This window comes from Cytobacillus sp. FSL W7-1323 (genome assembly GCF_038595015.1).
GTDB lineage: Bacteria > Bacillota > Bacilli > Bacillales > Cytobacillaceae > Cytobacillus > Cytobacillus kochii.
Genome location: NZ_CP151998.1, coordinates 509,072 through 528,898, shown reverse-complemented (window position 1 = coordinate 528,898; position 19,827 = coordinate 509,072). Strand labels below are relative to the sequence as shown.

19 protein-coding genes are annotated in these 19,827 nt (G+C 35.5%); 1 reads left to right on the top strand and 18 read right to left on the bottom strand.

Translation table 11 applies throughout. The annotated features are described in order from the left end of the window. Window positions 1–26: 26 nt before the first annotated feature. The 18 genes from MKX67_RS02830 to MKX67_RS02745 form a co-directional block, all read right to left on the bottom strand. Entirely contained in the window at window positions 27–1,730 is a 1,704-nt protein-coding gene (locus MKX67_RS02830; RefSeq protein WP_322910491.1) for a transglutaminase-like domain-containing protein, read from the bottom strand. A 456-nt stretch (window positions 1,731–2,186) separates the two neighbouring features. Next, the gene (locus MKX67_RS02825; protein ID WP_251163559.1) at window positions 2,187–2,765 is read right to left on the bottom strand and encodes a hypothetical protein; all 579 of its coding nucleotides are present in this window, start codon (window positions 2,763–2,765) and stop codon (window positions 2,187–2,189) included. A 618-nt stretch (window positions 2,766–3,383) separates the two neighbouring features. Then, the gene (locus MKX67_RS02820; protein ID WP_322910492.1) at window positions 3,384–4,763 is read right to left on the bottom strand and encodes a VWA domain-containing protein; all 1,380 of its coding nucleotides are present in this window, start codon (window positions 4,761–4,763) and stop codon (window positions 3,384–3,386) included. A gap of 161 nt (window positions 4,764–4,924) precedes the next feature. Continuing rightward, window positions 4,925–6,169, bottom strand: coding sequence for a DUF5068 domain-containing protein (locus MKX67_RS02815; RefSeq protein WP_322910493.1), 1,245 nt, complete (start codon window positions 6,167–6,169; stop codon window positions 4,925–4,927). Between the two features lie 133 nt (window positions 6,170–6,302). Beyond that, the gene (locus MKX67_RS02810) at window positions 6,303–6,509 is read right to left on the bottom strand and encodes a hypothetical protein (RefSeq protein ID WP_251163555.1); all 207 of its coding nucleotides are present in this window, start codon (window positions 6,507–6,509) and stop codon (window positions 6,303–6,305) included. Beyond that, window positions 6,509–7,198 carry a hypothetical protein gene (locus MKX67_RS02805; protein ID WP_322910494.1) on the bottom strand — a complete coding sequence of 230 codons (690 nt, stop codon included), beginning with the start codon at window positions 7,196–7,198 and terminating at the stop codon, window positions 6,509–6,511. Before MKX67_RS02805 ends, MKX67_RS02810 begins: the two co-directional genes overlap by 1 nt. A 13-nt stretch (window positions 7,199–7,211) precedes the next feature. After that, the gene (locus tag MKX67_RS02800; RefSeq protein ID WP_322910495.1) at window positions 7,212–8,063 is read right to left on the bottom strand and encodes a hypothetical protein; all 852 of its coding nucleotides are present in this window, start codon (window positions 8,061–8,063) and stop codon (window positions 7,212–7,214) included. A gap of 13 nt (window positions 8,064–8,076) precedes the next feature. Next, entirely contained in the window at window positions 8,077–9,327 is a 1,251-nt protein-coding gene (locus MKX67_RS02795; protein ID WP_322910496.1) for a hypothetical protein, read from the bottom strand. A gap of 25 nt (window positions 9,328–9,352) precedes the next feature. Continuing rightward, on the bottom strand, window positions 9,353–10,069 hold the full coding sequence (locus MKX67_RS02790; protein ID WP_251163551.1) for a hypothetical protein: 717 nt from the start codon (window positions 10,067–10,069) through the stop codon (window positions 9,353–9,355). Further along, window positions 10,070–10,459 carry a TadE family protein gene (locus MKX67_RS02785; protein ID WP_322910497.1) on the bottom strand — a complete coding sequence of 130 codons (390 nt, stop codon included), beginning with the start codon at window positions 10,457–10,459 and terminating at the stop codon, window positions 10,070–10,072. A gap of 16 nt (window positions 10,460–10,475) precedes the next feature. Beyond that, window positions 10,476–11,870 (bottom strand): VWA domain-containing protein, encoded by a 1,395-nt coding sequence (locus tag MKX67_RS02780; protein WP_322910498.1) that lies wholly within the window; start codon window positions 11,868–11,870, stop codon window positions 10,476–10,478. Window positions 11,871–11,901: 31 nt separating this feature from the next. After that, window positions 11,902–12,132 carry a hypothetical protein gene (locus tag MKX67_RS02775; protein WP_322910499.1) on the bottom strand — a complete coding sequence of 77 codons (231 nt, stop codon included), beginning with the start codon at window positions 12,130–12,132 and terminating at the stop codon, window positions 11,902–11,904. Window positions 12,133–12,237: 105 nt separating this feature from the next. Further along, window positions 12,238–13,173, bottom strand: a complete 936-nt coding sequence (locus MKX67_RS02770) for a type II secretion system F family protein (protein ID WP_322910500.1) — start codon at window positions 13,171–13,173, stop codon at window positions 12,238–12,240. Window positions 13,174–13,177: 4 nt separating this feature from the next. After that, on the bottom strand, window positions 13,178–14,104 hold the full coding sequence (locus MKX67_RS02765) for a type II secretion system F family protein (RefSeq protein ID WP_322910501.1): 927 nt from the start codon (window positions 14,102–14,104) through the stop codon (window positions 13,178–13,180). Window positions 14,105–14,118: 14 nt separating this feature from the next. After that, window positions 14,119–15,447, bottom strand: coding sequence for a CpaF family protein (locus MKX67_RS02760; protein ID WP_251163545.1), 1,329 nt, complete (start codon window positions 15,445–15,447; stop codon window positions 14,119–14,121). 23 nt (window positions 15,448–15,470) lie between these two features. Further along, window positions 15,471–16,631, bottom strand: a complete 1,161-nt coding sequence (locus tag MKX67_RS02755; protein ID WP_251163544.1) for an AAA family ATPase — start codon at window positions 16,629–16,631, stop codon at window positions 15,471–15,473. A 32-nt stretch (window positions 16,632–16,663) separates the two neighbouring features. Further along, window positions 16,664–17,428: an SAF domain-containing protein gene (locus MKX67_RS02750; RefSeq protein ID WP_322910502.1), complete on the bottom strand. Its 765-nt coding sequence runs from the start codon at window positions 17,426–17,428 to the stop codon at window positions 16,664–16,666. Between the two features lie 703 nt (window positions 17,429–18,131). Continuing rightward, window positions 18,132–19,142 carry an ABC transporter substrate-binding protein gene (locus MKX67_RS02745; protein WP_322910503.1) on the bottom strand — a complete coding sequence of 337 codons (1,011 nt, stop codon included), beginning with the start codon at window positions 19,140–19,142 and terminating at the stop codon, window positions 18,132–18,134. Window positions 19,143–19,353: 211 nt separating this feature from the next. Here MKX67_RS02745 and MKX67_RS02740 point away from each other — a divergent pair, with 211 nt between their 5' ends. After that, complete coding sequence (locus tag MKX67_RS02740; protein WP_322910504.1) at window positions 19,354–19,818, top strand: hypothetical protein; 465 nt, start codon at window positions 19,354–19,356, stop codon at window positions 19,816–19,818. Window positions 19,819–19,827: the final 9 nt, after the last annotated feature.

The following is a 19,827-nucleotide window of genomic DNA, read 5'->3' as shown; positions in this document are numbered from 1 at the left end:
ATTCGCTCGGGAATGTCGTTTCTTTATTAATAAGATATTCCTGTACGATAATGGGTCTCCTCAAAAGTGGCTTGTTCCGGGTCAAAATAATCTTCGTTATAAGCTGCAACAAAGGTATCATTTTCTACATAACCAGAACCCCAAGTAGGATCCATTGTTAGCCATTCACCATCCACCTTCACTTCTACCCACGCATGGCGGCCACCGAGTGCCCCCCTTGTAAAACCAGAACCAGCATTACCTTCAACAAACCTTGCTTCCATGTCACTTGCCCTCAGCAAAGCAATGGCTAAGTAGGCATAGTCTTGACAAACACCTTTTTTCGTTTCCAATGCCTTTATAGCACTGTCATCCCAATGAAAGTCATCTGTATTATACTTCTCCACATCATAAGCGATATGTTCGGCCACATAGTCATAGATCGCCTTTGCTTTCTCACGGTCGCCTTCCACCCCTTGAAGCAGTTCTTCTGCTAAACTATTAATCTTCGGATGGTCGGACTGAACTCCACGAGACGGTAACAAATCCCGGCGATCTTCACCGGTATTTTCCACCTGAAATTTAGCTACGCTATAAAAGCGAAAGGTATCACTATTTTCTTTCGTAATCTCAGGTACACTAACCGTAATATCATAAGTACCTGGTCCAAACCTCAAATAAAAGGAATCGTCAAAGCGAAAATCCTGAACTGGAATCACATCTAATGCCGTATCCTCACCCTTTTTACTTGATACATAAAGGTGTGTTGTCTCACTCGCTAATTCAGCTTCAGGTTGAATCATTCCACTGATGGTATAATCTCCACTCGATTCATCTCCACTGTATGCAGGCGTTTCTAAAGTTACCCCTCGTTCATTATAAAGGCTAGAGTACTCGATTGGCTCCATCGTTTGCTGAGATGTATTATTCACCATGAGAGTCGTAGCCGTTTGATAATAATTCTCTCGGTCACCATCCGGTACCATGACTTCCACTTTATGCAAGCCTTCGCCATAAAAGAGAGGCACCTCATAATCGAATTGGTGCTCTTGATTAACGGCGAGTACATGATTCCAATTATCCGTTCCCTTCGACACGCGAAGCATTACTGTATCTTCCTCATCCAATCCTTCTGCCACACCTTTTAATGGGAAAACTTCTTCTGCTTCAAAGAAGCTTGTATCCAACCCTACCGAAAGTCCTACTTCTTGACCATATGGTGTATACGTCACATCTCTCTTCACATCCGGATTCACATTATGAACAGTAAACCGTGCTGTATCATAATAATAATTCTCCCGCTCATCATCGGGTAATTGTACCTTTATATGATACGTACCTTCGCCATTAAAAAACTGAATATCCTGCTTGATTTGACCCTCTTTTATAGGCGCATAATATTCATGCTCTCTTCCGGCAACCCCGTCTTCCTCTGCCGTCACACTAATCCAAGCATAACCAGACTTCAATCCTCGATAATCCTCAATGCTCCCCTCAATCGTCACCGTACCATTCGCCGCAAACTCCCGGTACTCCGGCGAATCAAACGTTGCACCAATTTCATCACTATACGTCGTTAATGTCAAAGGCTCTAGCTCTAACTCCTTATTCTTTTCTTCCACTAACTGTTCATACGGATCAACCTGCTTTTTCACTTCTTCGCTACTCACGGCTCCCTTATCATTACAACCGATCAGCACCATACCTGCCATCACAAGTAATATAGGAAACAACGAAACTCGTTTTAACATGTTAACCTCCTTACGAACCCTAATTATCAAACATATCATTACAAAAATCAGTTCAATCATACTTACGATATAAAAGGTAAAAAGTTTCTCTATCCAATTACCCCTTTTTTCACACTTTTACCACTATATGAATAACAATAAAAGATTTTCCTTTGCTTTACAAAAGGAGAAAGGAGTAAATGTGGATATTGGGGGTTGATTCTTGGAGGTAGATGGTTTGGGATTGGCAAATATCAATTGATAAGTTGGATATTGTCAGCTATTACCTTGGTTCAAATCGCTTTACCCAAGGGAATGAAACTGGAAAACACTATGAACTTATTATTCAACACTAACACCCCTAGGTATTACAAAAAAAAGCATCGGAGAGAGTCTGCAGGGTTATTCTCTTATTAGTTAGCATGAGAGATTCCCTCCTTTGGCTTGGGTTTGGTCGAAGTCGAGTTAGTCTCAACATTATTGTGGGTTTCTTAGTAAAGGTAATATCTTTTTATTAAAATCTCGCTTAGCAATCTCTTCCCTATTATTTGCTAATGATTGTTTTATATTTTGATGATCGATAGAAAGTTTCTTTCCTCTCTCATCTAATTCAAAGGTAGCCATGGACTTCTTTAAGTTTGTTTCCACTGTTGGCAACCATGCCTTTATTAGGGCTCTAATTGTAGATTTATCTTTAGACGGAACACCTAGTCCCTTTGTGGATAACAATTGACTTAATTCTTTATAAGGACCTTTTAATGCTCGCTCTCCTATTCCGAATGTATACATTAAAGTGCCATACTTTCCAAATGCATCCTGTAATCTTACTAAGTAGTTAATATCAAAATATCCAGATCCCCTAGTTACTTTTCTTTGCATTTCCCCAATATTATAATAAATCTCTTTAATTTTCTCTGGTCTTTTTGCTGCTTCTTTATTATGTTCAATCATTTGATCCAATTGTTCTTTAAATTGGGGATTACTCTTAATAATCCTATCTCGATTTTTCTCTAAAAGTTGATACATTTTTTCATACGTACTCATACCTTTTTTCATTTGAGGACCTATTCCGTTAATCGTATTATGCATTAGCGTAAAAAGGAAGTCTCCAAGAAACCCGTACCCCTAGTGACCTCCCTTTGCATATTACCTAAATTCATCACAATCTCTCTAATTTTTTTCGGCCTTTCATCCCTTCTTTACTTTGCTGCATTATGGCATTAATAGTGAATTCCATTTGAGGGTTCTCATTGAGAATATGATCTTTGTTTGTCTTAAGGACTTCATACATATCTTTGTAAGGTTTCAGAATCTTTTTCATTTGATGGACCATCTCAGTCCTTGCATTATCAGCTTTTGTATTAAATAAAACCAAGCTGTATAAAGGTACCTTCGCTTTTTCTAATGAAGGAACATTCCCATTACTATCTAAAATTAAATAACCTTTTCACTTTATCGGTTATTCTTTGTGTATAGGAAGTGATGAAATAATATTCATCATTTTGTTTAAAAGCAAAAGTCCACATATCCCACTTTTCAAATAAACGTTTATAAGCTTTAATATTTTTTTTATGATTTTTAGTTAGTTTTACATTAATCACTGGTTATACCTCTTATCTAAATAGTGGTTCCCACCTTCGCAGCACTGCTTAATTCATACTAAGTATACACTAATTAATTTGGTATATTTTCATCATATAACTTATCAATTTCATCTAAAGTTTCATCTAGATTCTCATATGATAAATCAATTAATACATCATTCAACATGTTTATAGAAGCATGATGGCTCTTATAAAACTCTTTAACAGATGAAATCATTTTATCTACCTGTTCCTTGGTAAGTTTATTATTATTCTGTAATTCATAAATTGATTGCATAATCATGTCTTCTTCTTTAAATAATTTAGATTTCCATTCATTTTCCAGACTAATAATTCCCATTATTTCTTCGTTAGACTTTGAAATTGCACTTATTTTTTCACCACTACTCCACTTAATCCATTTCAGAGTATCATTTACTGTCTTACTTAATTCATCATTAAGCTGGTTTTGGTTATTCACATTTACATAGCTACCATCTGCTGCCTTGGCGATGTCTTTCAGTTGCTGTTCATCTTTACTGGCTAAATCAAATCCAATGACATTAACCACCGGTGAGATTCCCGAATCTTTTAATTCTTTCGCAGCTGCTACCGGATCGCCATCACATGTTTCAATTCCGTCACTGACAATATAGACAACGTTTTTATGCTCTTCTCCAGAGTACTTTGATAGATCCTCTTTCGCTTCCTTAATCGACTGAGCTAGCGGTGTCCATCCTGCTGGTTCAAAAGAATTAAGCGCAGAGGATAATTCTGACTCATTATATGTTTGCGATTCATATACTAACTCATTGGCAGCACAAGACATTTTCTTATCTTCATCTGAACCCGACCCCTCATGGCCATACACTCTTAAACTTAAATTCACATCTTCCGGTAATGTGGATGCAAACTCCTCGATCGATTCTTTAGCTAAATCCATCCTTGTTTTAGAACCCATATAATTCGCCATACTTCCACTGGCGTCCAATACAATTTCTACATTATATTGTTCTTTAGATGCTAATTCTTCGGCTTCCTCAGGCTTGTTTAAACTGCTTTCTTCAATAGAAACTTTCGGGTCTTCGTATGGCATCTTAAATACTGAATACAAATAGTTTGTCAAGTTCTGTAATTCCTCATGACTTGCATCCTCTGGTAAAGCAGGAATATCTTTTAAGATCGCCTCTATCCGCTCATCAGCAAACATGATATCCTCAACACCTAACACACCAATAGGATATTCAACAACTTCTTCAATACTTTTAGGCAGTTCTCTCACAACTAATTCTTCATTATCTACGTCTTCCACTGATTCATTTTCTTCGTCCGATTTTTGTTGCTCCTCTGCTACTTCCGCTCCAGCTTTCTTTTGGTCATCTTCATTTTGATTACTCGCCTCTTTTTCTGCTGAACAGGCGGCCAAGAGAAAGAAAAGAACAAGGAGGTAGAGTGTGGATCGTTTTTTCATGATTCAATCCTCCAAATATATAATTAAAAAATGCAATCGAGTGATTTTTTGAGGTGCCTCACTCATTTATCATTACGGATATCGCTGTTTTTTGTGAATATAAACACCGAAAAGCAGCCTGTAAGACTGCTTTCCTCCATTATACTTATTTCTATTTAGCACTATCTTGGTAAATTGAACTCTACACTTTCACCTTTGAACATATCTTTACCGTCTTCTCCAACAAACGGGCCAAACTGTAAGTCAAATGATGCAAATAGCTCGAACTCATCTTTGTTCATTAAGAAAACATGATATTTTTCACTCTGCTCTCCAGCTTTTAATTCTTTAGGTTCTTCAGGTTCTACCATACCTTGTGCTCTAATATGTCCTCTATCTTTATCTAAATCGACTTTGGAGCTAATATTCCAAAGACTAATAGGTGAATCTGTTTGGTTGTCTAAATTCAATTTAACAGTAATAGCAACGATCCCTTTATCTCCAAAGTTTCTGAAGCGCTCTTTATTATCTGGTGTTGGCTCAATTTCTGTATATTGAACACCTGCTAAAGTCACTTTTACATCATCTAATTGTTTTGTTTCATTAATAGCTGTTTCTTCAAAAATCATTTCTTTATTCGCCATATTTGCAGTTGTTAACCTATCTGGATAAAATGATGTAGCGTTATTTAATTCCTCTTGCTGACCGCCGCTATAAGGGAAGTCGAAAACAGCTTGTTGTTTATTGCTACCTGAGAATTGATTATTATCGGCTGCTCCGCCTTCAATAATGAATTTAGGTTTTACAGAATCTAACGCTTTAAACTCATCATTAGTGAAAATAAAAGAAATCAAACCTGATACTTTCTCTCCAGGTGCGAATTTCCCTACTTCTGTCTCTTTTTCTGATTTCGGAAATTCTTCTCGGACAAAAGTTTTATTAATATCATTAGTTATGTAATCAAACTCACTTCCGAACTGCACTCTATATATATTATTATAATAAATACCTTTATCTGTCGTATTATCAATAGTTACTTTGGCTGTCATTACATAGCCTTCTGTTTGATCTTTAAATGGTATAGTATAATCGGCGCTAACATCTGTCACCTTTACAATTTGGTACTCATCTACACTTACTTTAAATCCATCTAAATCATTTATAAATTGAGGATCTTTGTTCGTGAACACCACTTCAACATTACCTTGGGATTCTTCTTCAATATTAGGATTAAGCATGCCGTCATTACCATTTGAAGATTCCTCTTTTTTTTCTTCTTCCACTTCTGGTTCCGTTGTTGTTTCTTCTGCTTTAACTTCTTTTGTTTCTTCCTTAGGTGTGCTATTCGTTTCTTTTGCATTTCCACATGCCGCCATTAGCATAACGGAAGAAATAAGCGTAATCAAAAAAAGTCTTTTCTGTTTCATTCACTCACGACCTTATTCTGTTTATTAAAATATTCGCTTTCTGTATGGTCCTTGTGTTAGTTAGAAACACCATAAAAGTAGACCCCAACATACATTACATTAATAAGTCTACTTTAAGAAGCTTCTTTTAACTTCATAAACTACTACTTTCTTCTTTTCTAATGGTATTTAAATGATTTTTACGCATAAACGGCAAAGCAATGGCCACTACCGCTGCAGCAATTGGAAAGCGATCACTTGATAATAACCATTCAAAAAGTGAAATGGGAACGAAGAGGATGTAGACAAATAACATAATAAATAAATAGATTCTTCTCCATTTACGTTCTTTCTGCGACATTATATCCCTCCTTTTTCTGTCTCCCGCCAACTATTAAAAATGTTTGTCAGAAAAATCACTTGAAGTGGTAATAAAAACATGAGTAGTACGATTTTTAAAGCTAAAGTTGTGAAATACACGTCAGTATACAGAGATAATAAATAAATCATGATATTCTCGAATACCAATTGAATAATACTTAATATAAAAATAACGAAAATCGCTTTGAAAAAATGAGCTTTAATAAATTCAACTGATTTTTTCAAAGCGGTTCTTAATTTTCCATTCTCCGCTAAGAAAAAAGGAACAAAATAAAATAATACAAGGACAACTAGACCAGGAATCACATATAATAAGCCACCGATAAAAATGCAAATAGAGTACAAGCAAGCAAACAAATAAATAGGTAATGCTTTTTCTATCGCGAACGAAATCGCTTGCTTGAGGGGATGATCAGCATCCTCACTTTCTAAAAGCGTATACTTAATGAATGGCAACTGAGCAATCGTAAGAAAAACAATCATGAAAATCCCATTAGCCACATCCCCAATCAAACCGGGATATTCAGCAAACCTTGTCTCGGCATAAATATAATTAACAATTATCGCATGCAAAAATAACAAGGGGACATATGTCAAAACTGACAACAACATTAACTTTAAAAAGTCTTGTATATATAAAGAGAAGGAGCTTGATAGAATACTTTTCATAGAGTCCTCCTGGTTATTTTGGGTTTCTTAAGACGGGGACTATTTTGTTTTCGAAATCCCTTTTACCTATGTCTTCTCTGTTTTTTGATAAAGACTGCTTTATATTTCTTTCATCTATTTGTAGCTTATTTCCTCTCTCGTCTAATTCGAATGTAGCAATCGATTTCCTTAATGTATCATTTGTTTTTAACCAGTCATTTAAAAGTGTTTGCAATGTATTTTTATCTTTCTTTGAAGAAAAGATAGTTTCATTAGACATTACTTTTTTTAACTCTTCATAATCCCTTTCTAATGAAATTTCATTTTTAGCTATGGTATACATCATCGCACTATATTTCCCATATTCATCTTCAAAACTGTCCATAAATGGGATATCAAAATAACCGATATTTCTTGTTACTTCTCTTTGCATATAGCCTAAATTGTAAATAATTTCTTTTATTCTCTTAGGTCGTTCAATTACTTTTTCATTATGTTCTACAATTCTATTAATCACTTGTACCATATGAGGATATTCAGTCAATAATTTTTCTTGATTATCTAATAATATACGGTTCATTTCCTTATAGGTTAGGGGTTCTTTCTTTGCTTGAATGGCCATCCCTCTACCAGCGTTGTTCGCCATCGTATTAAAAAGTAACAAATAATAAGCAGGTAGTTTTGCTTCTTCTAAGGACAATACTTCCCCAGCTTTATCCATAATTAGATAACCACTAACTTTATTATTTAATTTTGCATAATCCACTATAAAATAATGTTGACCTTTATAAAAGAAAGCAAATTTCCACATATCCCATTTCTCAAATAGCCTTTTGTGCCTTTTTATATTCTTTATTTGTTCAGGTGTTGGATTAACATTTATCATACATATACCTCATTTAACTAAATACAGATTTAAAGAACCCTGTAACAGACTCTTTAGCTTTATTGAACTTATCTTTAACATTTGAGATAATTTCTTTTCTATTCCTATATAATTTTTGACCTAAACTAGCAATTGATAATACCCCACCAACCACTACCATCCCAGCAGCTATTGGTTGAGCACCGGGTATCATAGCAACTGCTGGCGCAAGTCCAGTAATGATTTCTCCTGTATTACCAACAAGGTCCCATGCAGCATTTGTTTTCTCTTCTGAAGTACTTGCTGAGTTTAACTTCCCAACATTATCAACTGTATCTTTAATAGCAAAAGGTAATGTAACTGCGGACACAACAGCATTTGCAGGTGTGAAAGTTTTTGTAGCATTATATAAATCATCAACGCTGGCAATATCAATTATGTCACTAGAGGATCTTATCATTTCGATATTTCTAAATTCATTAACTGTTTTTAAATTATCATAAACTTCCTTCCCCTTCAGCCCAACATCCGCTACATCATAAGCAGCATCAATTGTCGCGTCACCTTTGGCGAAAGTTTTGAATCCTGCTAGGACAAGATTGGAACGACTGGATGCATAATTGCTAAAGCCAGCTGTATCTCCAGCACGAACCATTTCATCAGCAAAGTTAACTGTATTACCGATGACGTCATTTGTAACAAACTTTATACCGTCATAAGCCTTTGGATCTTCAAACTCAAAAAACGACTGATTATCAGATACTGTATTATTATACCTATCTAATGTATCCAGTGTCGGATTTTGATAGTCTGGGCTATATGGTGGTTGTGGATTGCCTGCAATGGGTCCTTCGGGTAAGTTTGAAGGATCATTTGGATTGTTTGGGTTGTTTGGGTTATTTGGGTTATTTGGATTGTTTGGGTTGTTTGGATCATTAGAAGTGTTATTATTGCTATTATCGGAATTTAAATTTTGTTCCCATGGTGCATGTTCCCAAACCGGTGAGGTATTCCAATACGGCGTTACCCATTCAGATTGATTTTGCCATAATTGTTCATTCCACTCTGGTGAAGTTTCCCATCGAGATTGTTCCCACTCGGGCGGTGTCTCCCATTCGGGAGGGGTTTCCCATTCTGGTGGTGTCTCCCATTGAGGTCCACTCCAAGTTGGCGCATTATTCCAAGTCCCCCATGCATGTGCAACACTGGCATAACTACCTATATTCATAAACATGATAACAAATATGGATAATAGTGCAATGAGGACACGGTATGACCTTCTCATTGACAACACCTCCTAATCTTTTTTATTAATAACTAATATTCAGTCCCCATGCGAACGAATCGAATAATTCGAAAGATGGCCCCTGTCCTGTTTGTCTCACATGCCGTTGGTTATCAGAAAAGTATTCATCATACTTAAAGGCTTCGTACTTAGTAGCTGTCTTCACTTCAATTCTTTGGTTTTCGTTTAACCAGATTTCTGTTTCTGATACTTGGCCACCATTTCTTTGAATATTCGTACTTACTTCACTATAAATCTCACTTTCCGCATTACTTAATGATGAAGCAATGAACATTCTTAAAACATGGCTATCTGGTTTATTTAACTCACGCTTAATTATTTTATTGATTGCTTGATGTTTCTTTTCAGATTCTTTTAAGTAGTTGGGAAGTGTAGGAAGGAGCTCTTCTATTTGCTTTGATAATAATTCAGGTTCCTCTAGCTCTGGTGGTTCATAATCTTCATTATCTTCGTTTTCCTCTGCTTCCTCTTTGGCTTCCTCTTCCGCTTCTTTAAATTGATCTTCTAAATACTCATCATAATCTTCTATCGATAAAGCAAGATGCTTCGTTATAATACCTGAAGCAACAATGCTTGCCTGCTCAGCATTATTGGACGCATGTTCTTTTTCAATAAACACATTGGCAAAGCTTAGGATTAAAAGAAACATTAAAAAGAACACACTAAACAATCCAATGATAAATAGCATGGTGTTTCCTTTTTCATTCTTTAAATATTTCATTTACTCCATCACCCTGCCACTTATTTCTCTCGTAAACGAAACCTTCGGAATATATCCCGCTATGCTATCTGGGATAAAAACCAAATCTAGGTTCACATGCATCCTTAAAGTGAAATGATTGTTACCGTTATTCATCGGATCGAGATCCATTATCTGTATGTTACCTCCGGCTTTATTAACAAGATTTCTTGCAGAACTGGTTGCATCAGCTATATCCTCAGTGACTGCATATGTCTTTGCTGCTTCATTCAATGCAGATTGGGCAATAATTGCCGCATAACCCGCAACCAAAAACTGCCACAAAATCATCATAATCAAGAAAACAAGGGGCACCATTGCTAAGAACTCGATTGTCGCTGAACCATCTTCATTATTGATTTTTTTCTTCATTTGATGCCCCTCCTTTTTAGTTTGAGACATTTTTTTCATAAAGTTTATCAATTTCATCTAAAGTTTCTTTTAAGTTTTCTTTTGATAAATCCATTAAGACTGTTTTTAGTTCTTCTATAGACTCATTATGTTTCTTATAAAATTCTTCTACATTAGAGACAATTTTTTGGGATTGGTCATCGGAAATTTTGTCATCATTCTTCAGACTATATACCGATTGTTTAGTTAGATTTTTTTCTTTACGTAGTTTATTTTTCCATTTATTATTGACACTAATGATTTCCAGTATTTCTTTGTTTTTCGTACTAATAGCACTTAACGTTTCACTGTTCTTCCATCCAATCCACTTCAGAGTATCATTTACTGTTTTACCTAATTCATCATTGAGTTGATTTTGATTGTTTACATTCACATAACTACCATCTGCTGCCTTGGCGATTTCTTTCAGTTGCTGTTCATCTTTACTGGCTAAATCAAATCCAATGACATTAACCACTGGTGAGATTCCCGAATCTTTTAATTCTTTCGCAGCTGCTACCGGATCGCCATCACATGTTTCAATTCCGTCACTGACAATATAGACAACGTTTTTATGCTCTTCTCCAGAGTACTTTGATAGGTCCTCTTTCGCTTCCTTAATAGATTGAGCTAATGGTGTCCACCCTGCTGGATCAAAGGAATCAAGTGCGTTGGACAGTTCAGACTCATTATATGTTTTTGACTCATATACTAACTCATTGGCGGCACAGGACATTTTCTTATCTTCATCTGAGCCCGATCCTTCATGGCCATACACTCTTAAACTTAAATTCACATCTTCCGGTAATGTGGATGCAAACTCCTCGATTGATTCTTTAGCTAAATCCATCCTTGTTTTAGAACCCATATAATTCGCCATACTTCCACTGGCGTCCAATACAATTTCTACATTATATTGTTCTTTAGATGCTAATTCTTCGGCTTCCTCAGGCTTGTTTAAACTGCTTTCTTCAATAGAAACTTTCGGGTCTTCGTATGGCATCTTAAATACTGAATACAAATAGTTCGTCAGCTTCTGTAATTCCTCATCATTTGCATCCTCTGGTAAAGCAGGAATATCATTAAGTACCGCTTCTACATTCCTATCACCGAACATTGTATCTTCAGAACCTAGTATGCCAATAGGATATTCAATAATTTCTTCTATATTTTTTGGCAGTTCTTTTGCAACTAATTCTTCATTGATGGCTTCCTCAGCTATTTCATTTTCTTCAGAAGCTTTCTGTAATGTTTCTTGAGTTTCAGCATCTGTCTGTTCCTTTTGATTTTGGGTTTGCTGTGGTGTATCATTACTTTTCCCTTCATCAGACGAACAAGCTACAACCATTACGGAAAATAGTAGAAGCAGACAAATATAAACTGTTTTTTTCACATTAAAGCCTCCAACCATTGTTATAGTTAAATTAGCTACCTATGCTTTCTAGCATATCACTTATTTTAGTAACAATTGTCTCTGCCAAACCACTTCCTTGACCATCCATAGCCGTCGCAACCGCAAACATTAAAGCAACGATTACTGCCGCTAATCCTACCCATTCAATTGTTGATACTCCGTCTTCGTTATTAACTGCCTTTTGTGTTCTCGAATACAGAGCGTGCATTTTCCCGTTTACTTTTTCAATAAAATTTTTCATTTGTTTTTCCTCCTAAATAATTGGTTTTATTACTTCTAATTTTTTTGATGGCGTGAGCTAACCTTCAGTTAGAAATAATCACCCCTTTCAAAGATTTATATTTTATTAACTAAAGATATTCATAATACTGTTCTCACCATAGATCATGTTGAGAATCACTAATCCAATAATCAGCAACATAATGAGTGGAGCGATAATGAATGATGTGATTAAAGTGACTTTTGGAGATGCTTTAGCTGCTTTTTCTTTTACTTGTTCTAAGCTTATTTTCCTAATATCCTCAGCTTGTGCTTTAAAAGTCGAAGCCATCGGAACACCTAATCTCGTTGCTTGAATAAGTGATTTAATTAAAGATTGAAAGTCTTCATTTTCATTTCTATCTAATAATCCAGCATAAGCTTTTTCTCGAGGGACACCCAGATCGATTTCTTGAAGGAATTGGGCAAATTCTTCTCTTATTGGACCATCAAAATATTTAATTACCTCTTTGATGGCACTATCTAAATTCGATCCTGCTTGTAAGCTAATACTTACCGTATCTAAAAAGTCTGGTAAGTCCTTTCTTAATAGATCCTGTCTTTTTTTACCTAATGACCTCACCCAAATAATGGGTATAAAAAAACCTAAAATTGGAAAAGTAACAAAAGCAATATTTGCTAGGGGGAACCCCATAATTACCATAAAGAAACCAAGTAAAAGTCCTAATAAAATAAACACGATTTTAAATCCTTGAAATCTCTTCACGCTTAATTCATAAGGGTTACCTGATCTTTTTAGTAGCTTATCTACCTCTTCAGATTCACTATAAAAATTAATCCTCTCTCCTAATGTGGAGAAGTCATCAGCATATCTGGCGAGAAATTGAATGATTTTTTCCAATCTGCCTTTCTTGCCAGCTACAAGTACGGAAGAGGTAACTGCTATTTCTTGTAAATGAGCTTTCAAGTATTGCTTTTGTTTAGAATACTGATATAAACTAGCTAATCCGAGAGCGAGAGATAGCCAACATAATATAACGGCGAATAATATGAAAGAATCCATAACGCTACACCTTTATGTTGGTAACAGCTCTTACAAGTAATAGCGCGATTACCATCCCTATAATAAAAATAATCATTAATATAGCTCCTGGAACAGTGAATAACAATTCCATAAATCCATCCATAATATTGTTTAACATGAACAACAAGAAGATGGGCAGAGCAGGTAAGATATACGAAACAAACCTTTGTTCAGCGGTAGCTGTTGAAATTGTTTGTCTGAGTACCTTCCTCTCCTCAAGCGTGTGAGCCATTTCATATAAAACTTGTGTTAAGTTACCCCCTGCTCTTTTTTGAATTAATAGAGCAGAGATAAATAGTTTATACTCTCTCGTAGGTACTCGAACTTCTAATTCTTTTAACGCTCGCTCGAAATCGACACCTAATCTCATATTTTGGGTTAATGATTTAAATTCGTCTTTAGCAGGAGAACTCACTTCACTCGCTACGATTTCAAGCCCTTGGACAATTGTCATGCCAGATTTCGTTGCGTTCCCGAGAATTCGGCATACCTCAGACAATTGATTGTTTAACTTCTCTATGTATTTATTCTTCCTTATTAAAAATAAAATCCAATAAGCCCCTGCACAGAGCACAACCGCAATGATTAAGCTTAAGATAAGCGGTATACTAAAGAAGCCGAATAACATGATGGTGACAGTAAAGGCGATAAATAATAGAATGGCAAAAAATTCAGAAGGTAGAATAGATATATTGGATTTTACTAACTTTTGCTTAAAGTTATCGGCAAAATCAGTTTTATCAAACCTATCACCCAATTTTGCAATAAAGCTGTTACGTTCTTCTTTTTCTTGAAATTCCTTTGCTTGCTTTTTAATAATTTCTTTCTTATCACTACGATAACCTAAGTAATTATAAACACCCCATATAAAGAGCAATGTTGCTAATCCAAAAAGTATGGCTGCCTCCATAGTTACTCCACCTCCTATCCTTTAAAAATTTCTTCATCTAGCTCTATTCCATACATCTTAATTTTTTCTAAACATTTAGGTATTTTTCCTGTTGGTTCAAACGAACCTTCAACCTGACCATTTTCCTTTAGTCCTTTACGTCTATAGGTGAATATTTCATCAATATTGATTTCACCTGATTCACTCCTATAAACTTCACAAATAGAAACGATTTTTCTTGTTCCATCTGTTAATCGTGTACTTTGAACGATAATATCTAATGCGCCCACAATATACTCTCTAACAATATGTGATGGTAAATCCATACCCGCCATGACAACCATTCCCTCGACCCTTCTCAGTGCATCAAATGGGGTATTGGCGTGTACTGTTGTAATCGACCCTTCGTGACCCGTGTTCATCGCTTGCAGCATATCAAATGCTTCAGAGCCACGAACCTCACCGACGATGATACGATCAGGCCTCATCCGTAATGAGTTTTTCACCAAATGTCTAATAGAGATTTCGCCCTCGCCCTCCATATTTTCAGGGCGGGCTTCCAATCCCACGACATTTGGTTTATCTAAGCGAAGCTCAGCGGAATCTTCAATCGTAATTATTCGTTCACCTACAGGAATAGAATCGCCAAGAACATTTAATAATGTTGTCTTACCGCTACCTGTTCCTCCTGAAATAAGCACGTTCATTTTTGCCCTTACAATCGCATCTAAAAAACGAGACATATTTTCATTTAGTGATTCAAAGTTTAATAGATCTTGAATGCGGAATGGTTCTTTGCGAAACTTTCGAATGGAAACGACAGATCCTCCTAAACTGATTGGAGGTATTACTGCATTCACCCTACTTCCATCGGGTAACCTGGCATCAACCATCGGCGAACTGTCGTCAATTCTTCTGCCAAGTGGAGCTACAATACGGTCAATGACATGTCTAACATGGCTTTCATCTCTGAATGAGATGGGCGAAAGTTGCAACTTTCCATATTGCTCAATATAGATTTCATTAAAGTTATTGATAAGAATCTCCGTAATACTCGGATCATTTAATAATGGTTCGAGGGGGCCGTAGCCAATGGACTCATCTATAATCCTTGTAATCAGTAATTCTTTATCATGCCTCGGAAGAATGATTTTTTCCTCACTCATAAATTGACTGATAAGTTGTTCAATTCTGAGTCTCATTTCCCCTTGTGGCAAGCTGGTTAACAGTTCAAGATTCGTTTCTTTTAATATGCGCGTTTTGTAATGCTCTACAAGCTCTGAAATGTATTGATTTTGAACTGACGACCTTTTTATCGTTCGATTTCGATTATTATTTTCTGTTTTTTTATCAAACAAAGACATCAATCATCAATCCTTAAATTATATTATTCTAACATTTGGTTAACCCATTTCTTCACGCTCTTAGTAAATGGTATCAACTTCTTTTCGACAGCTTCTTTTCTAAATGGTTCACCTTTATTGATATGTGTTTGAACCCCTTTAATGTCTCTTGGTATCTTAAATGCTATAGGGTAAGAAATAATATCTTTTAAATCATTCGGCTTTATTTCATTTTCTCTCCCGACTTCATTTAATAACAATTCCATACGATCCTGTGTTTCGATACCAAGCCTTACAAAAAGATTTTCTACTTGTTTTAACATATTGATAGATGGTGCATCCAAATTCATCACATAATAGATTTTATCTGACTCTTCCAATGCAATATATGTCTGTTCATTCACATATGTAGGAAGATCGACAATGACAAAATCATAGCTCCTTCTACAGGTCCTCAATAATTTAGAAATAAAATCAGAAGGGAGACTTTCACTTACCTCAGCATCTTTAGGGCTTAATAACACTTCAAGCTTTGAGTATTTTTCCTTTTCTGATACGTTTCTAATATGGGTTTCCGCTAATTCGCTAATAACTGGTTGAAGATCTGCAAGCGACCTGTTCGATTCAATCGAAAGATAAGTTTCCGTACCACCGTACTGCAAATTTAAATCGATTAAAATCACTTGTGCAGTGGATTCTAATTTTAATGTTTGTGCAAAAGAACTCGATAGTATCGTGCGGCCACTTCCACCTTTACCACTATAAAACGAGAGAATCTTTCCTCTTCCCCGTTTAAAAGATTGATTAGCTGAAGCTGTTTCCTCCAACTGCTCTCTTTTTTGAATAGCCAGTTGTATAATGCTGTCCATTCTGCCATAAAGCATGGTATTTTCATCCGGTAAAACAAAATAATCAGTAATTCCTGCTCTTGTTATATCCCTTAATGTGTCAAAGTCTCTTGAGAAGGAGATATAAACAATTGGGAGTATATGATTATAAGTGTGGATATATTCAATCGTATCCACTGTTGATTCTGAAGAGGATTCGATTAGAAAGATTAAATCTGGAGATAATCGATCCAATTCTGACCTTATATCAGAATAATTAAGTGTATCTATTTTGTTATATTCATTAAATAACCCCATAATATTAGTAAGCGATTCATCACTATCACTCACTATCAGGATATTGATTTGTTCAGCCATCATGACCACCTCATTTTTGACATACCTTATAATCAGTCTTTTTTATCTGACTTTTCTTCTTTCTTCTCTTCTTTTTCTTTAGGTTCTTCTTTCTTCTCTTCATTAGCAGGAGCTTCGTCTACCTTCTCCTCTTTCTCTACAGAAGCCGCTTCTTTTGCCTCACCATCGACTTCTTGCACTTCCTCTTCTAAACCAACATTTGCCTTTAGTACTCTCATACTATCAGCGTAATTTTGCATATGTATAATTTCTGGCGCAGCTTCAAAAGGGACTTCCACGACAATTCCTGAAAACTTTTTATCACTTTGTAAGATACGAGCAACCTTTACATCCTTCTTAAAGCTTTCAGTAACTGGATTACCGTCAAACTTGTGTGAAACAATAATGTCCACTCGATCAAGTGCCTCTAACTGTGTATCAAAGCTTACATTTTCAGTCTGCGTTATCATCACGAGACGACTATTCTCATCAGTAGCTGTTGATACAGGTTTAATCATTGGTTGTGTAATCACTTCATCTTCCTTTAATGGTACGACTAAAACTTTGTTAATTAGATCTTCAACATTTAATACATATGATTCATTTACATACCTATTAGGTATTTCAATGGCTTTCACTTGTTCTGGTTTAATAACTGTTCTAGAAGGAATATCATCTGCTGCTACATAAACTTCCGTCATCCCACCAAGATCAGCATTAAGTTCGCTCACTTTTTGAAGGACGAAAAAACCAGCTGCCACTGCTAATAATAATGAAATAGATATAAAGATTATGGCTCTTCTCTTCGATTCCAACATTCTGCTTCTTCTCTCCCACATCATTCATATTTTTCTATATTTAAGTAAAATTTGGTAAATAATTTACTACTTTTTACCTCGTTTAAAAAATTTTAAACCTGATAATTTGAAGTTTTTTCTTTTTTCCTGCTATATATTTACTAACATGAGTAGAAATTTCCGTCAAATCCACTTTTGTCCATGTCGAAATTTGTCTGTGATTTTCGTACTAGTTTTCTCTCAAATTCGAGATTTTTTATGTGATTTTGGAAGGATGTCAGTACAGGAGCAGAGAAACAATTCTAATTACTTTATTGCAAATAATTGAGGAATATATATTTTTATAGTCTTTTAGACTCAATTTGTAAGCAAAGTGGGTTTCAACCTAAAATATACTCATATAAGTGTTGGAAATTTCTCTGAAAAATTCCCCTCGGGGTATCGAGAGTAATTTTTCACTCCATGTGATTTATTTTCTTTAAAAGTATAATAAAAAGTTAAATAACAATTGTTTATTAGGTAAAATTTTATATTTATTTCCTTTTTATACCTTATAGTCATTTTATCAATATAGTATCGTCCCATTTCAAACGACATAGATACAAAAAATGCTAACCTAGGACAAAGTAATTAAACACAAGATAAATAGTTGACAAGAATCGACATTTTTTCCATACAAAAAGAGATGTAGTTAATTACTACACCTCTCTTAACCCGAATATAATTATTCACCTATGACCTTTGCCCCTTCTAATAGTTTATCTGTTAATTCAACACCTTGTTTCTCAGCTGCATCCTTGTTAACGATTAATTCTAGATTATCAGGGAAACCAACTGGGATGTCACTTGGCTTTTTGCCATTTAATATCTCTATAGCCATTTCACCTGTTTTATAACCGAGGTCATGGTATTCAAAGCCATAGGAAGAGAACGTGCCTCTTTCAACCGAATCACTTTCACCAACAAATGTAGGGATTTTTTCTTTATTAGCCACTGTGATCACTGATTCTAAAGCTGAAACGACGGTATTGTCCTTTGGAATATAAAAGACATCGGAGCGATCAACAAGTGATTCTGCTGCTTGCTTCACTTCTGAGCTAGTTGAAATTGCCGTCAACGCATATTCAAGTCCATTCTCTTCTAATGCCTTCTTCGCATTTTCTACATTAACAATTGAGTTAGCTTCCCCGTCGTTATAAATGATTCCGACCGTCTTTGCTTCAGGGACAAACTTTTTAATAGAAGCAATCGTATTTTTAATCGCATCTGGATGGGTATCAGAAGTACCAGTTACATTTGCACCCGGCTTGTCCAAGTCTTTTACAAGATCTGCGCTAATTGGATCGGTAATGGCTGTAAAAAGAACAGGTATATCCTTGGTTGATTGAACAACAGATTGAGCACTTGCTGTTGCTATTGCAAGAATTAGGTCATTGTCAGCAGTAACCAAGTTTTGAGCAATAGACATATTATTATTAGCGTCCCCTTGAGCATTCTGATAATCTAACTCTAAATTCTTTCCTTCCTCATAGCCTGCATCTTTTAAAGCAGCCATAAAACCTTCTCTTGCAGCATCTAATGAAGGGTGCTCAACAATTTGTGTAATACCAATTTTAACAACCTTTTGCTCTTTTTCATTGTCCCCACCGCCACTTGCCTCATCAGCACCTGAAGAACCACATGCACTAAGAAGCAGCATTGAACTACCAATCAAACCTGCTAATAATTTTCTCATGACCTAACTCCCCACTTATAAAATTTTTAATATTTCGATAATAACACGCTTTGTTGATTTAAAGCAATGAATTTTTTTGCATGCGTTTTCATTATAGTAATGATACTCCACACATATTGATTCCCCTTCTTTTTCATAGAAAAATCGTGGTGAAATTTTACAATTATGTATGCTATTCTTATATCAGATACTTACATAAAGGAGTTTTTGAATGAATGAGGGCATGTTTAACTTAAAAAAGTTGAAAAAAGCTAAAATTACCTACTATGCAGTCTCCTGCTATACGGATAAGAATTCAAGTCAAGAAACATACGATACCCAATTTGCCTTTCCTGTCGGAGACCTCGATAACGTAGAAGTGACAACAGAAATACTCGATGGTGAGTGGAACGAGGGGCAACGTGTAAAACTTCACGAGATCATGAATGAAAAACAGCTGCAGTTCCCTTTTTATATCATCAATGAAGTTAATGCGGAACATATAAGTAAAGAGATCAAGCTTCTTAAAAAAGACCACCCTTTTAAGAATTTGCTTGGAACAATTTCTTTTGAAGAAATAGTTGCAGCTGAAGATCGTGCGATTTATCAGCTTCACAAGGCTGTTGCGTATAAACAGACTGTTGCTGAAACGATTGAATTTTTGAATGGGAAGCTATCTGGACAGAAAAGCTCTTAAAAAAAGCCG